The following is a 15,294-nucleotide window of genomic DNA, read 5'->3' on the forward strand; positions in this document are numbered from 1 at the left end:
ATTCCCGCTCGACCGGCGCAAATGACGAAGGGAGGCCGCTCTCGCGGCCTCCCTTCGGAGTAGACGTCAGTGACTCAGTGGAACGAGTCACCGCATGCACAGCTGCCCTCTGCGTTGGGGTTGTCGATCGTGAAACCCTGCTTCTGGATGGTGTCTTCGAAGTCGATCGCGGCGCCATCGAGGTAGGGCACGCTCATCTTGTCGACGACGACCTCGACACCCTCGAAATCGACGACGGCATCGCCGTCGAGGAGGCGCTCGTCGAAGTAGAGCTGGTAAATGAGTCCCGAACAGCCACCGGGCTGCACGGCCACCCGGAGGCGGAGATCGTCTCGCCCCTCTTGTGCGAGGAGATTGCGCACCTTGTCGGCGGCGGGGTCGCTCAGCTTCACGCCGTGCGTGGTCTCGATGATCGTGTCGCTCATGTCTCTCCTCGGTGCGTCAAACGGAACCTGTCTCCATGGTAACTCCCGAAACGGAGAGTGCGTCCGGCGCGCTCTCAGGAATCTTCAGTGCGGGCGTCGAGGCGGGCGAGGAACAGCGCCTCGCTCAGCAGCGCACGCTGGAAGACGCCGAGGTGCAGCGACTCGTTCGGGCTGTGAGCTCGAGAGTCCGGGTCCTCGACGCCGGTGACGAGGATCTGCGCCGACGGGAACTCGGCGACGAGTTCCGCGATGAACGGAATGGAGCCGCCGACGCCGATCTCGACGGGCTCCTTGCCCCATCCTTCGGCCATCGCCGCATTGGACTCGGCGACCGCCCAGCCCGAGGTGTCGACGAGGAAGGGGTTGCCGAGCTCGAACGCATCGAACTCGAGGTGCGCACCGAACGGCGCATGACGCTCGAGGTGGCCGCGGATCACCGCGAGTGCGTCGACATCGCTCTGCCCCGGCGCCACGCGTGCACTGATCCGCACCGCGACACTCGGCACCAGGGTGTTGGAGGCGTTCGCGACCGTCGGGGCGTCGATGCCCGTGATCGTGATCGATGGCTGCGCCCAGATGCGCGAGAGGATCTCTCCGCGTCCGATCGGCGTCACACCGTCGAGGAGTCCCGTCTCGGAACGCAACTGCGCCTCGTCGTAGGCGGGCGTCTCGAGATCGGCCGAGGTGAGGCCCTCGACGGCGACGGCCCCGTCGGCGTCGTGCAGCGTCGCGAGCAGCTGGATGGCCGCGAGCATCGCGTCGGGCACCGCGCCGCCGAACATGCCCGAGTGCGATGCGTGTGCCAGCGTCGACACGCGCAGACGGAAGGCGACGGCACCCCGGAGCGCGACCGTGAGCGCCGGCGTCTCGAGATCCCAGTTGCCGGAGTCCGCGACCACGATCGCGTCGGCGGCGAGCACGTCGCGGTTCTCGCGGAGGAAGTTGGCGAACGAGAGCGATCCGGACTCCTCCTCCCCTTCGATGAACAGTGCGATGCCGAGATCGAACTCCGTGCCGAGCACTTCGGTCAGCGCACGGATGGCACCGATGTGCGCCATCACCCCGGCCTTGTCGTCGGCGGCGCCGCGCCCGTAGAGGCGATCTCCGCGAAGCGTCGGTTCGAACGGGGCGGTCTCCCAGTCCTCGTCTTGGCCGGGCGGCTGCACGTCGTGGTGGGCGTAGAGCAGCACGGCGGGTCGCCCGTTGCGCGCCGCCCGGCGTGCCACGACGGCCGGCTTGCCCAGCGGGGTATCCGGGGCGTCGCCTTCTCCGATCGCCGCGCGACGGATCTCGACGAGGTCGAAGACGCCGAGCCCGCGCACGAGCTCCGCCACCGCCTCTGCACTCGTGTCGACGTGGGCCGGATCGAACGCGGCCCATGAGACTGACGGGATCTTCACGAGACGTGTGAGGTCTGCGATGGTGGTCGGGAAGGCGGCTTCGACGGCACCGCGCAGGGCGTCGCTCGTCGTCGGGGTGTCGGAGGTTCCGCCGGAAGCGGGAGAAGTCTCGGTCATGCCGGTAATCTTAAGGGGAACCGATTCGAGGACTCCCGTGGCCAAGCAGCCGAACAACACCGATGAACCGAGCGCCGAGACGCTCGAAGAGACCCAGGCTCGCCTGAAGGGCAAGGGCGCGCCCACGCCGAGTCGTGCGCAGCAGGAGGCGGCCCGCAAGCGGCCGCTCGTGCCGAACGACCGCAAAGAAGCAGCGAAGCAGGCGCGCGCGAAGGCCGCCGAGTCGCGAGAGCGCGCTCGGGTCGGCATGGCCGTCGGCGACGAGCGCTACCTGCCCGCCCGCGACCGCGGCCCGCAGAAGCGGTACGTGCGCGACTATGTCGACGCGCGGTTCAGCATCGGTGAGATCCTCATCCCGGTGATGTTCGCCGTCATCCTGCTGACGTTCGTGCCGAGCCCCGAGGTGCAATCGATCGGCATCCTCTCGCTCTGGGCGTTCTTCCTCGTCGCGGTCATCGACTCGGTCGTGCTCGGCTTCATCCTGACCAAGAAGCTCGGTGCGAAGTTCGGAGCCGACAAGGTGGAGCGGGTGCGCTGGTACGCCGCGATGCGGGCGCTGCAGCTTCGCCCGCTGCGCCTTCCGAAGCCGCAGGTCAAGCGCGGACAGTACCCCTCCTGAGACGGATGTCGCGGCGCGGGCGTTGTCCGGTGACGACACCCATGACCCCTCGGCCGCGCTCGCCGCGCCGCGGAATCACGCGCGTGCGAACACTCCCCCGCGGATGAGCGGCACTCGCGTCTCCTCGTCGCTCAGCGAGCCGTGCTGGCCGATCATCGATTCGGCCTGCCGGTTGGCTTCGCGCCGGTCGTAGTAGGCGATGCCTGCACGAGCCGCGATGACGATGTCGCCGATCCGCTCGCGCACCGCAGGGTCGACCGTTCCGTAGAGTCCGGCGTCGATCGCCTCGTCGCGACCCAGCACCCAGGCCCGAGACGCCTCGGCGGCGCGCCAGGACTCGAGGAGCGCCGCCCGGGAGCTCGCATCGAACTCGGGCTCGAAATAGAGCGAGAGACAGCGCGGCTCACCGCCGACGTGCCGGATACCGTCGAGCAGGGCGAGATCGGCGTCGATGTACACGTGCCGGTGCGATGGAACGTCGATGACCCCGTGGTCGGCGGTGACGAGGAGCCCCGCCCCACGAGGCATCCGACCCTCGAATGCAGCGAGTTCGGCGTCGAGTTCTTCCAGTAGGCCGAGCCACCGGTCGGACTGCCAGCCGTGCGAGTGCGCCGCCTGGTCGAGTTCGGGCACATACAGGTAGACCAGGGCCGGCTCGCCGGACGAGATGAGACGCGCGGCCTCGGCGAAGCGGTCGACGACGGATGCTGCGGGGCGATATTCCGCCCCGCGGAGCACCGCGCGCGTGAAGCCCGAGTCGGCGTAGCGTGCAGCGCCGATCGCGTAGCTGGCGGTTCCGGCCGCACGTGCGGTCTCGAAGACGGTGGGAACGCGTTGCCAGCTCTCGGGCCGCATGTCGTCATCCCAGCCGCTCAACTGGTTGACGACGCGGTCGTGCGCGGCGTCGAGCACTCGGTAGCCGACGAGTCCGTGCTCGCCCGGCGCCTTCCCGGTGGCAAATGTCGCAAGGGCCGCAGCCGTCGTCGAGGGGAACACCGTGCGGATGACGTCGCGCTTGCCCATGCGGGAGGCGAGGAATCTCGCATGGCCGGCGCGCGCCTGCAGGTTCGATGCGCCCAGTCCGTCGACGACCACGACGACGACGCTCGACGCCACGGGCAGCCCCAAGTCGTTCGGAGCAGCTCGGAGGCTCGAGATCGAACTGCCGAGCACCCCGGCAAGGCGCGGAACGGTGTCGGCGGGCACGGGTAGCATGGCAGACATCGCGCCCAGTCTGGCACAGGCCGGGCGCGCCCCTGTTCCTGCGTGTTCGCACGCTTGCCATAGAGACGACGGATGAGCCGAGCCAAGAATCAGCCCGCTGAAGAGACGATCGTCGAACGCATCGAAGACGTCGACGTCGCCACCGAGATGCAGGGTTCGTTCCTCGAATACGCGTACTCGGTCATCTACTCACGAGCGCTCCCAGACGCACGTGACGGGCTGAAGCCCGTGCAGCGGCGCATCCTCTACCAGATGACCGAGATGGGCCTGCGGCCCGACCGCGGGCACGTGAAATCGGCCCGCGTCGTGGGCGAGGTCATGGGCAAGCTGCACCCCCATGGCGACACGGCGATCTACGACGCACTCGTGCGCATGGCACAGGCCTTCACGCTGCGGGTGCCGCTGATCGACGGCCACGGCAATTTCGGCTCACTCGACGACGGCCCCGCCGCGCCGCGGTACACCGAGGCGCGGCTCGCATCCCCCGCCCTCGCGATGACCGACGGCCTCGACGAGGATGTCGTCGACTTCGTGCCGAATTACGACAACCAGCTCACGCAGCCCGAGGTGCTGCCCGCCGCGTACCCCAACCTGCTGGTCAACGGTGCGAGCGGCATCGCCGTCGGCATGGCCACGAACATGGCGCCGCACAACCTCATCGAGGTGGTCGGGGCGGCCCGGCACCTCATCGCCCATCCCAACGCGACGCTCGAAGAGCTCATGGAGTTCGTTCCCGGCCCCGACCTGCCCACGGGCGGCACGATTGTGGGGCTCGCCGGCATCGCAGATGCCTATGCCACAGGCCGCGGCAGCTTCAAGACCCGCGCGAAGGTCAGCGTCGAATCCATCACGGCCCGCAAGACCGGGCTCGTCGTCACCGAGCTGCCCTACCTCGTCGGCCCCGAGAAGGTCATCGAGAAGATCAAAGACGGCGTCAACGCGAAGAAGATCAGCGGCATCTCGGATGTCACCGACCTGACGGACCGCACCAACGGCCTGCGACTCGTCATCGGCATCAAGACCGGGTTCAGTCCTGACGCCGTGCTCGAACAGCTCTACCGACTCACACCGCTCGAAGACTCCTTCAACATCAACAACGTCGCGCTCGTCGACGGCGGCCCGCAGACCCTCGGGCTCCGCGAACTCCTGCAGGTCTACGTTGCGCACCGCATCTCGGTGGTGACTCGCCGCTCCGAATACCGGCTCGCCCGCAAGCGCGAGCGCCTCCACCTGGTCGACGGCCTGCTCATCGCGATCCTCGACATCGACGAGGTCATCCAACTGATCCGTTCGAGCGACGACACCGCCGCCGCCCGAGCGCGCCTGATCGAGGTCTTCGACCTCAGCGTGGTGCAGGCCGACTACATCCTCGAACTGCAGTTGCGGCGACTCACGAAGTTCTCGCGCATCGACCTCGAAACCGAACGCGACAAGCTCCGCGCCGAGATCGCCGAGCTGGAGGCCCTGCTCTCGAGCCGGCATCGCATCGAGGCCCTCGTCTCCGACGAATTGGCCGAGATCGCCGAGCGCTTCGGCACGCCGCGACGCACCTTGCTCACCGATGCGCGGCCCAGCATCGCGGGCGCGGCGGCGAAGCGCGCCGCCGCAGTGCTCGAAGTCGCGGATGTCCCGTGCCGGGTCTTCCTCTCCGCGACCGGGCGCATCGCGCGGGTCGACCTCCCCGTCGGCGACGACGGCCCGCCGGTGATCACTGCGCCGGCGCGCCGCAGCAAGCACGATGCCATTCGGTCGACGCTCGACACGACGAGCCGTGCCGAGATCGGCGCCGTGACGAGTCTCGGCAGGCTCATCCGCTTCACGCCCGTCGACCTGCCGATGCTGCCGCCGACGTCGGTGCAGCTGGGAGCCGGCGTGAAGATCGGCGACTACCTCACGCTCCCCAACCGCGACGAGAAGGTGCTCGCGATCGTCTCACTCGACTCCGACCGCTCGATCGCGCTCGGTACCAAGCAAGGGGTGGTCAAGCGCGTGGCGACGGGCGCGTACCCCAGCAAGCCCGAGTTCGAGGTGATCGGGCTCAAGGCGGGCGACGAGGTCATCGGCGCAGTGCAGGGCGATGAGAGCGATGAGCTCGTGTTCGTGGCATCCGATGCGCAGTTGCTGCGGTTCGCGGCCTCCACGGTTCGCCCCCAGGGCTGCGCCGCGGGCGGCATGGCCGGCATCAACCTCGGCGGCGGTGCGCACGTCATTCACTTCACGAGCCTCGCAGCGGATGCTGCAGCTGAATCGGTTGTCGTGACGATCGCGGCCAGTACCGACACGCTGCTCGGCGCAGACCCCGGCAGCGCGAAGGTGAGCGAGTTCGCAGAGTTCCCGGCGAAGGGCCGTGCGACGGGAGGTGTGCGAGCTCAACGCTTCTTGAAAGGTGAAGACGCGCTGCATCTCGCGTGGGTCGGCCGCTCCCCTGCGCTCGCCGTCGGGCCCGATGGTTCGACGCGCACCTTGCCAGATGTCGGTGCCAAACGCGATGCGTCGGGCCAGCCGCTCGACGCCGTCGTCAGCACGATCGGCGTGCGCATCGGTTGAGGCCCGGTTCGCCGTGCGCTCAGCCGACACTCGAGGTGGCGCGCAGACGACGACATGATGTGCGAGCGGTCGTGCGAGATCCGGGCGCACGCCCTGGATTGGATGCGGTCGAGGGCGACATCACCGATGTCGCCGACGTGCGGCGGTTGACCGCCGATGCGGACGCGGTGGTCAATGCCATGGCGCGCCTCGACGTTCCGGCGACTGACTTCTACGGTGATGCGACCCGGGCCCTCATCGCAGGCATGGGCTCCGGGCGCTGCGATGCTGGAGTCGGCCGTCGCGCGAGTCGCGGCGGGTTCTTAGACGTCGATGCGGTCACGCTCGAGCGTGTCGGAACTCTCGATGATGAACTCCTTGCGAGGGGCGACCTCATTGCCCATGAGCAGCTCGAACACGCGTCCTGCATTCTCGGCATCTCCGATACCGACACGGCGGAGGGTCCGGTGCCGACGATCCATCGTGGTCGTGGCCAGCTGATCGGCGTCCATCTCGCCGAGGCCCTTGTAGCGCTGGATCGGGTCTTGGTATCGCTTCTTCTGCTTGTCGAGCGTCTTGAGCACCCCCTGCAACTCGGCCTCGGAGTACGTGTAGATGGTCTCATTGGGCTTCGAGCCCGGATTCATGACCACGACGCGATGCAACGGCGGCACCGCGGCGAAAACACGGCCGTTCTCGATCATCGGTCGCATGTAGCGGAAGAAGAGAGTCAGGAGCAATGTGCGGATGTGCGCACCGTCGACGTCGGCGTCGGCCATCAGGATGACCTTGCCGTATCGCGCCGTTGAGAGATCGAAGCTGCGACCGGACCCGGCACCGATCACCTGGATGATCGAGGCGCACTCGGCGTTGCCGAGCATGTCGGCGACGCTGGCCTTCTGCACGTTCAAGATCTTGCCGCGAATCGGCAGCAGCGCCTGGTGCTCGCTGTCCCGAGCGAGCTTCGCCGTGCCGAGCGCGGAGTCGCCCTCGACGATGAACAGCTCACTGTGGGCAACGTCGTTCGATCGGCAATCGACGAGCTTCGCCGGCAACGACGAGCTCTCGAGTGCGTTCTTTCGGCGCTGCGTTTCTTTGTGGGCTCGCGCGGAGATGCGCGACTTCATTTCGGCCACGACCTTGTCGAGCAGCAGCGCCGACTGCGCCTTGTCGTCGCGCTTCGTGGAGGTGAAGCGCGCGCCGAGCTCTTTCGTGAGCACACCGGAGACGATGGCACGCGCGGCCGGCGTGCCGAGCACCTCTTTCGTCTGGCCTTCGAACTGCGGCTCGGGCAGGCGCACGGTGACGACCGCAGTGAGCCCCGCGAGCACGTCGTCTTTCTCGAGCTTGTCGTTGCCGGCCTTCAGACGTCGTGCGTTCTGCTCGACCTGCTGACGCAGGAACTTCAGGAGACCCTGGTCGAAGCCCGCCTGATGGGTGCCGCCCTTCGGCGTCGCGATGATGTTCACGAACGAGCGGATGACGGTGTCGTAACCGGTGCCCCATCGCAATGCGATGTCGACCGCACACTCGCGCTTCAGCTCGGTAGGCACCATGGCGCCGCCGTCGGTGAGCACGGGAACGGTCTCGGTGAAGTGGCCGGTGCCGGTCAGACGCCAGACATCGGTGAGCGGAGCATCGGATGCCAGGTGCTCGACGAACTCGGAGATGCCGCCGTCGAACTGGAACGAGGTGGTCTTCGGTGCCTCGCCTCGTTCGTCGGTGACGTCGAGCGCGAGGCCGGGCACGAGAAATGCCGTCTGTCGCGCGCGTCCGAGCAGTTCCTCGGTCTGGAACTCTGCGCCTTTGGTGAAGATCTGCCGGTCGGCCCAGTAGCGGATGCGCGTGCCGGTGACGCCCTTTGCGACCTTGCCTGCCACCCGAAGCTCGCTGCGCTGTTCGAACGGCGTGAACGGCGCGTCGGGTGACGGGGCTCCCGTATCGGCGAAGTTGCCGGGTTCCCCGCGGTGGAACGACATCGCCCAGGTCTTGCCGTCGCGATCGACCTCGACATCGAGCCGCTCGGAGAGCGCGTTGACGACTGAGGCGCCGACACCGTGCAGACCGCCCGAGGCCGCATAGGAGCCCGAGCCGAACTTGCCGCCCGCGTGCAGCTTGGTGAAGACGACCTCGACACCCGAGAGCCCGGTCTTGGGTTCGATGTCGACCGGGATGCCGCGTGCACGGTCACGCACCTCGACGCTGCCATCGGGGTGCAGCGTCACGCCGATGTCGGTGCCATGGCCTGCGAGCGCCTCGTCGACGGAGTTGTCGATGATCTCCCAGAGACAGTGCATGAGGCCGCGCGAGTCGGTCGAACCGATGTACATGCCGGGTCGCTTGCGCACGGCCTCGAGGCCTTCGAGCACGGAGAGATGGCGGGCGGAATAGTCGGAGCTCACGTCGGTCAAGCCTACTGAGCCGCACCGACACATCCGGTCAGGCGCTACGCGCTGAGCGAAATGCCCGGCCCAACGGAAGGAACGAGGCCTCACCCGTGTTTTCATTGATGAACGGAACACCGAGCATGAGCGACGAAGGAGGAGCCATGACCCAATACACCGAGACCACCGGTGCGGTCGATGAACTCGAGACCCCTTACGAGCTCACCGCGCTTGATCGATGCGACGCGTGCGGCGCGCAGGCGTACATCCGCGTCGTCGTCGCGAGCGGCGAACTGTTGTTCTGCGCCCACCACGGCCGCAAGCACCAGGAGAAGCTCTCGCAGATCGCCCACAGCTGGCACGACGAGTCGAGCAAGCTGCAGGCCGACGACCGCAACTGATACGAACTCGCGAACGCCCCGGGCTCACCCGGGGCGTTCGTCGTTTACCGGCACTGATCGGCGCTGAGTGTCCGACCTCGCTCGCGTCCGACCACACTGACCCGGCCAACCGCCGTCAGGACGCGGGGACGGGTACTCCAGCCGCGGCGAGCTGCGCCGCCCGAGCCGCCGAAGCGTACCCGTCGACGGTTCGGGTCCGCTCTCCGGGGGTGTACTCGAGGCCGGCACGAGAGGCCATGATGCCGAGCAGATGGTCGGCGAACACTGGATTCTTCGCGAGTACTGGTCCGTGCAGGTGCGTGCCGTAGACGCCGCCCATGGCCACACCCTCTTGACCGGACTCGCGTCCGTTGCCGTGGCCGGCTTGCACGCGGCCGAGCGGAGAGCCCTCCGCGCCGAGGTAGTCGCGGGCGTGGTTCTCGAAGCCGACGAGGGTTCCCAAGCGAGGCATCTTCACCACGAGGTCGCCGGTGACTCGGCCCGCGCGAGGCACGGCCCTGCCGGGGAGGATGCCGAGCCCCTCGACAGTGCGGCCGTCAGCCAGCTCGATGCCCCAGCTCAAGAGCTCCCATCCGGTGCCGATCGAGAGGATGGGCAGACCTTCGGTGCCCCAACGGCGCAGCTCGTCGTGCATCGTGATGAGCGCGGCTCGGCTCCGATCGAGCGCGGCGTCGCTGCCGGAACCGAGTACGACCGCATCGACTCGTTCGGGCAGGTCGTCGGGCCCCTCGACGTCGACGACCTGAGCAGCCACGCCGGCCCAGTTCGCACGGGATGCGAGCACTCGCGCGTTCTCCGCGTCGCCGTTGGTGTTCGCCAGCCCGGGCAGGAGCGAGACGATGGTGAGGGTCATTCTGCTCCCGCGAGTCCGAGATGGGCGCGTGTGCGGCGCATCGCATCAGCCGTGAAGACGATGGTCTTCACCCCGACGTCGGGCTCCGGCATCGCGAGGAAGTCGTCGAGCGCACGTGAAAGGTCGGGCTCGACGCGGTCGATGTCGACGCCGTCGTAGGCGAGCATCAGCGCAGCCTCGGCCGCCTTCGACCCGCTCACGATCGAGACGCGGCCGAGCGACGAGGCATCCGTCGGCCAGAAGTACGACGGGTCGCGCACGTCGGAGCCGATCGCGAACAGCACCTGCTCGGTGCCCGGCGCGATGCTGTCGACGTTGAGTTGATAGCTTGCGGGGTTCTGCACGAGCACGAACTCGACCTCGTGGCCACGCACACGTGTGCGCTCGCCTCGCCCGAACACCGCAGGAATCGCGCTGAGCGCGGCCGACGCCGTCTCGGGCGCGAACCGGTCGGTGAGGACCGCCTTGGCCGTCGCGTACGCGGCGGCAGCATCGACCGCGTAGTGGATGCCACGCGCTGGAAGCCCGATCGCCACGGATGACCCGGCATCGTCGAGCACCGCGGCCGCGCCGTCGACCGAGTCGACGCGCACGCCGGAGCCAGTCGGCAGTCGCGCGGCACTCGTCTCGGTGTAGCCGAGCCCACGAGGTGCGGCAGCCAGCACTTCGGGTGCGACCCCGAATCGATGGACGGCGACATTCGGCGGCACGCGGTTGGCGATGCGCTCGAGGTAGGCGTCGTCAGCGTTCACGATGACCGCCTCACCGGCCCGTGCGGCGATGCGCTCGAGCATCGCCGCGACCATCTCCGAGTCGTGGAATCGGTCGATCTGGTCGACCATGACGTTCATGAGCGTGACGACGCGCGCATCGACACCCTGCATGACGAGGGCGCCATGGCCCTCGTCCATCTCGAGTACCGCGACGTCGCCGGGTACCCGCCCACGCCAGTCGGCCCGCTCGAGCAGTGCCGACGTCAGCCCCTGGCTGATATTGGCGGTCGACGGATTCGTGAACACGTCGACGCCGTGGGCGCGAAGGATCGCAACGAGCATCTTCGTCGTCGTCGACTTGCCACTCGATCCCGAAACGACGACGAGTCCTCGGGGAAACCCCGAGAGGGTGCGTTTCAGGTAGCCGGGCGCGATGCGGTTGACGACGAGGCCCGGAACAGCCGATCCGCCGCCCGGCTTGCGCAGCCGAGCGGCGAATCGCGTGAGCCTGCCGACGAGGATCGCCGGGGCGTAGCGCACTGGCGGCCTACTCCAGGTAGTCGCGGAGCGACTGCGAGCGCGAAGGGTGGCGGAGTTTGGCCATCGTCTTCGACTCGATCTGGCGGATGCGCTCGCGGGTGACCCCGAACGTGTCGCCGATCTGGTCGAGGGTCTTCGGCATGCCGTCACCCAGGCCGAAGCGCATACGGATGACGCCGGCCTCGCGCTCGCTCAACGAGTCGAGGAGCGACTCGAGCTGCTTCTGCAGCATCGTGAAGCCGACCGCGTCGGCCGGGACGACCGCCTCGGTGTCTTCGATGAGGTCACCGAACTCGCTGTCGCCGTCTTCACCGAGCGGTGTGTGCAGCGAGATCGGCTCGCGGCCGTACTTCTGCACCTCGATGACCTTCTCGGGGGTCATGTCGAGCTCGCGGCTCAGCTCTTCGGGCGTGGGCTCGCGACCCAGGTCTTGCAGCATCTGGCGCTGCACGCGGGCGAGCTTGTTGATCACCTCGACCATGTGCACCGGGATGCGGATGGTACGCGCCTGGTCGGCCATGGCGCGCGTGATCGCCTGGCGGATCCACCACGTCGCGTAGGTCGAGAACTTGAAGCCCTTGGTGTAGTCGAACTTCTCGACCGCACGAATGAGACCCAGGTTGCCCTCTTGGATGAGGTCGAGGAACTGCATGCCGCGGCCGGTGTAGCGCTTCGCGAGCGAGACGACGAGGCGCAGGTTCGCACCCAGCAGGTGACTCTTCGCGCGTTGGCCGTCTTTCGCGACCCACTGCAGCTCACGACCGAGTTGCGAGCGCTTCTCGGCGTCGGACATGTGCGAGAGCTTCTCTTCGGCGAACAGGCCCGCCTCGATGCGCATCGCGAGCTCGACCTCTTCGGCCGCATTCAGGAGCGCGACCTTGCCGATCTGCTTCAGGTAGTCCTTGACGGGGTCGGCCGTCGCACCGGTGATGGCGCTCGAGTAGACCGGGACCTCGTCTTCGTCGTCGACCGCTCGCAGCACGAGCGCACCCGTCGGGTGCGGCTCGACCGCAACGGGCTTCGTGTCGTCGTCGTCGGCCGCTTCGGCCTCGACGTCGACCGCCTCGAGTTCTTCAGTCTCTTCTTCGCCGGCCTTGGCCTTGCCTCTCGGCTTGGCCGGTGCCTTCGCGGTGGCCGTGCGCGGCGTCTTCGCCACGGGCGTTGCCGCCGCCTTCGCCGTCGTCTTCGCGGCGGTCGACTTCGCGGCCGGCGCGCGCTTCACAGCAGGCTTGTCCGCCTCGCTCGCAGCCTTCGTCGGGGCTTTCGTCGTTGCCATTCGTTGAACCTCTCCTACCGTCGTGCGGCGTGTGCCCTTTGGAGGCGCGGCTCGTGCACTCGGCCGGTCGTTTTCGGACATCATGTCGTTTTCGGACACTATGAGGACCCATGTCAAGTCCGCTTGTTCGGTGCGAGGATGTCACGCCGGCGGACCAGAACGGGTCCTGATCACCATTATACAGACCGACACACCGCATCGCGCCCGATGCAGGCAGCCCGCGCCCTCTTCAATGTCAACATCGGCGACGTGACGGGAATTCCCTGGTCGCTCAGACCCCGCGCGGCGTGTCGCCGTCGTTCGTGCGCCGGAACGCGAGGAACTTCTCGAGCTCCGCCGCGATCTCATCGGCGGAGGGCAGTTCGCCGTCTTCGTCGGTGAGCGGTGAGCGCAGCGTCGTGCCCTCCATGTAGGAATCATGCCGCTGCTCGAGGGTGCCCACGAGCTTGGCGAGTTCAGGGTTCTCGGAGACCTGTTCATCGATGCGCGCGACGAAATCACGCCCTTGTTCGCGGAGCGCATCGGTCGGGAAGATGCGGCCGGTCGCCGCGCTGATCGCCTCGAGGGCGGCGATCGCCGCCGATGGGTATTCGGCGTCGGAAAGGTAGTGCGGGATGAGCAGGACGAATCCGGTCGTCGGGTGCTCGAGCTCCTGCAGTCGGTATTCCACGAGGTGCAGCGCGTTCGCGGGCACTTGCGTCGTGGGCCGCCAGATCGACATCGCCTCGATGAGCTCTGCACGGTTGCCGCTGACGGTGACACCGATCGCGCGCGTGTGCGGCACCGGCATGGGGATCGAGTTGATCCAGGTCGTCGACGACACCTCGAACTGCTCGATCAGGCCGAGCAGAGCGGCGCTGAACCGCTTCCACTGGAAGTCGGGCTCGTAGCCGGTGAGGAGCAGGAACGGCTGCCCCAGCTCGTCGGTCGCGAGGTCGATACTGAGTCGCGGCGGCGTGTAGTCGGACAGGTGGTCGCCCTCGAAGAGGATGATCGGGCGGCGCGCGCGATAGTCGAGCAGCTCGTCGGCGTCGAACGTCGCGACCACGGTGCTGTCGAGGGTTGCGAGCAGGTACTCGGCCGTCTGCGCGACGGCCGCCCCGGCGTCGGCGAAGCCCGTGAGGCCCGCGACGAGCGGCAGACCCGAGGGCACCACAACATCGGGGTTCAGCTCGTAGAGGGAACGAGGTTCGCGCATGTCTTCAGCCTACTGAGGTCGACGGAGACCTCCTCCGGATCGGCTCCGTCGGCGTGATGCCGAGAGCGAACACGTACGATCGGCTGCATGCCCGTTCCGACCCTTTCCGTGACCGACTCCCCCGCAGCATCTTCCGACGCCGACGTCGTCGTGCTCGCCGCACGCAAGGGCGCGGAGGGCCCAGAGCTCCTCGCTGCGCCCGGATTCGAGTGGGTGACACCGCTGCTCGGCGTGTTCGACATCGGCGGTGCACCCGACGAGTTCGTGCGGCTGCCCGCTCCCGAGGGCGGACCGCGGATCGTGGTCGTGGCAGGCATCGGCGACCGAGCGGATGCCGCGAGCCTCCGTCTCGCCGCCGGCAGCGCGCTGCGCCAGCTCAACGGCCCGCTCTCCGTGGCGATCGCCATCCCGACCGACGACGCCGATGCGGCTGCAGCTCTGCTCGAAGGCGCGGCGCTCGGTGCCTACGGCTACGGCGAATACCGCTCCGACCCGAAGCCGCGTCCGACGCAGATCACGCTTCACACCGCCTTCGATGAGCGCGCAGTCGGCATCGACCGGGTGCGCGCGGTCGTCACTGCGGTCGCCCGCACCAAGGACCTCGTCAACATGCCGCCTGCCGACCTGTTCCCGGCGCGTCTCGCCGAGCTCGCCGTGGAGGCGGCGGCCACCGTCGGCATCACCTCCAAGGTGTGGGACGAAGAGGCGCTCGCCGCCGACGGCTTCTCCGGAATCCTCGCGGTGGGCCGGGGGTCGAGCCGTGGCCCACGGCTCGTACGCCTCGAGTATGGACCGGTCGGGGCATCCGTTCACCTGGCACTCGTCGGCAAGGGCATCACCTACGATTCGGGCGGCATCTCGCTCAAGCCCATGGGCTCGCTGGTCGGCATGAAGACCGACATGGCCGGGGCCGCGGCGATCCTGGCGGCCATGGTGGCACTGGCCGAACTCGAGGCGCCGATCCGCATCACCGGATGGCTCTGCCTCGCCGAGAACCTGCCGTCCTCGACCGCGCTGCGGCCGAACGACGTGCTGCGCATCCGTGGCGGCAAGACGGTCGAGGTGATCAACACCGACGCCGAGGGCCGTCTCGTGCTCGCCGACGGCCTGGTCGCGGCGAGCGAAGAACAGCCTGACGCGATCGTCGACGTCGCGACGCTCACCGGCGCGCAGGTCGTCGCGCTCGGACATCGCATCGCCGGCCTCATGGGCGACGACGACCTCGTCGAGCAGGTGCGCGACGCAGCGGAACAGGTCGACGAACGCACCTGGCCGATGCCCCTTCCCCGTGATCTCATGCAGTACTTGAAGTCGGATGTCGCCGACCTGACGAACACCAAGCTGGGCATGACGGTGCCCGGGATGCTCCTCGCCGGCGTGTTCCTGCGCGAGTTCGTGGGTATGCGTGAGGGCACCGACGAACGCATTCCGTGGGCGCACATCGACATCGCGGGGCCGTCGAACAACACCGGTGGCGGCTACGGATTCACCGGCACGGGCGCCACCGGCGTCGCGGTTCGCACCCTCGTTCGGCTGGGCGAGCGGCTCGCCGCCAAGTAGTAAGGTCATATGGGCGAGAACGTCGCCCATACAGCCTGTCCCGGCAACCAACCGGAGA

At 67.9% G+C, this 15,294-nt stretch carries 12 protein-coding genes and 1 pseudogene; 5 read left to right on the forward strand and 8 right to left on the reverse strand.

Features of this window, described 5'->3' with window-relative positions:
- Positions 1-74: 74 nt before the first annotated feature.
- Together erpA and AC1C2S_RS18465 are read right to left on the reverse strand one after the other, a co-directional pair.
- Complete coding sequence (gene erpA, locus AC1C2S_RS18460) at positions 75-425, reverse strand: iron-sulfur cluster insertion protein ErpA (protein WP_495354057.1); 351 nt, start codon at positions 423-425, stop codon at positions 75-77.
- A 74-nt stretch (positions 426-499) separates the two neighbouring features.
- The gene (locus AC1C2S_RS18465) at positions 500-1,942 is read right to left on the reverse strand and encodes a dipeptidase (RefSeq protein ID WP_495354058.1); all 1,443 of its coding nucleotides are present in this window, start codon (positions 1,940-1,942) and stop codon (positions 500-502) included.
- 37 nt (positions 1,943-1,979) lie between these two features.
- Here AC1C2S_RS18465 and AC1C2S_RS18470 point away from each other — a divergent pair, with 37 nt between their 5' ends.
- On the forward strand, positions 1,980-2,561 hold the full coding sequence (locus tag AC1C2S_RS18470; RefSeq protein WP_495354059.1) for a DUF3043 domain-containing protein: 582 nt from the start codon (positions 1,980-1,982) through the stop codon (positions 2,559-2,561).
- 75 nt (positions 2,562-2,636) lie between these two features.
- On the opposite strand, the gene AC1C2S_RS18475 is transcribed toward AC1C2S_RS18470, so the two are convergent.
- A complete protein-coding gene (locus tag AC1C2S_RS18475; protein WP_495354060.1) occupies positions 2,637-3,785 on the reverse strand; it encodes an alkaline phosphatase family protein in 1,149 nt (382 codons plus the stop codon).
- A gap of 72 nt (positions 3,786-3,857) precedes the next feature.
- Here AC1C2S_RS18475 and AC1C2S_RS18480 point away from each other — a divergent pair, with 72 nt between their 5' ends.
- Positions 3,858-6,332, forward strand: coding sequence for a DNA gyrase/topoisomerase IV subunit A (locus tag AC1C2S_RS18480; protein WP_495354061.1), 2,475 nt, complete (start codon positions 3,858-3,860; stop codon positions 6,330-6,332).
- Between the two features lie 35 nt (positions 6,333-6,367).
- Positions 6,368-6,568 (forward strand): annotated as a pseudogene (locus tag AC1C2S_RS18485) (NAD(P)H-binding protein); the annotation flags it as partial.
- 66 nt (positions 6,569-6,634) lie between these two features.
- On the opposite strand, the gene AC1C2S_RS18490 reads toward AC1C2S_RS18485, so the two are convergent.
- A complete protein-coding gene (locus AC1C2S_RS18490) occupies positions 6,635-8,713 on the reverse strand; it encodes a DNA gyrase/topoisomerase IV subunit B (protein ID WP_495354062.1) in 2,079 nt (692 codons plus the stop codon).
- Between the two features lie 146 nt (positions 8,714-8,859).
- On the opposite strand from AC1C2S_RS18490, the gene AC1C2S_RS18495 reads away from it, so the two are divergent.
- The gene (locus AC1C2S_RS18495; RefSeq protein ID WP_495354063.1) at positions 8,860-9,096 is read left to right on the forward strand and encodes a DUF7455 domain-containing protein; all 237 of its coding nucleotides are present in this window, start codon (positions 8,860-8,862) and stop codon (positions 9,094-9,096) included.
- 115 nt (positions 9,097-9,211) lie between these two features.
- On the opposite strand, the gene AC1C2S_RS18500 is transcribed toward AC1C2S_RS18495, so the two are convergent.
- From AC1C2S_RS18500 to AC1C2S_RS18515, 4 genes are all read right to left on the reverse strand, one after another.
- Positions 9,212-9,949, reverse strand: coding sequence for a type 1 glutamine amidotransferase (locus AC1C2S_RS18500; RefSeq protein WP_495354064.1), 738 nt, complete (start codon positions 9,947-9,949; stop codon positions 9,212-9,214).
- The gene (locus tag AC1C2S_RS18505) at positions 9,946-11,202 is read right to left on the reverse strand and encodes a Mur ligase family protein (protein WP_495354065.1); all 1,257 of its coding nucleotides are present in this window, start codon (positions 11,200-11,202) and stop codon (positions 9,946-9,948) included. Before AC1C2S_RS18505 ends, AC1C2S_RS18500 begins: the two co-directional genes overlap by 4 nt.
- Before the next feature lie 7 nt (positions 11,203-11,209).
- Positions 11,210-12,559 carry an RNA polymerase sigma factor gene (locus tag AC1C2S_RS18510; protein ID WP_495354066.1) on the reverse strand — a complete coding sequence of 450 codons (1,350 nt, stop codon included), beginning with the start codon at positions 12,557-12,559 and terminating at the stop codon, positions 11,210-11,212.
- Positions 12,560-12,749: 190 nt separating this feature from the next.
- Positions 12,750-13,676, reverse strand: a complete 927-nt coding sequence (locus AC1C2S_RS18515; protein WP_495354067.1) for a proteasome assembly chaperone family protein — start codon at positions 13,674-13,676, stop codon at positions 12,750-12,752.
- An 87-nt stretch (positions 13,677-13,763) separates the two neighbouring features.
- Here AC1C2S_RS18515 and AC1C2S_RS18520 point away from each other — a divergent pair, with 87 nt between their 5' ends.
- Positions 13,764-15,236: a leucyl aminopeptidase gene (locus AC1C2S_RS18520; protein WP_495354068.1), complete on the forward strand. Its 1,473-nt coding sequence runs from the start codon at positions 13,764-13,766 to the stop codon at positions 15,234-15,236.
- Positions 15,237-15,294 lie beyond the last annotated feature (58 nt).

The sequence above is a fragment of the Agromyces sp. Y782 genome (assembly GCF_059445405.1).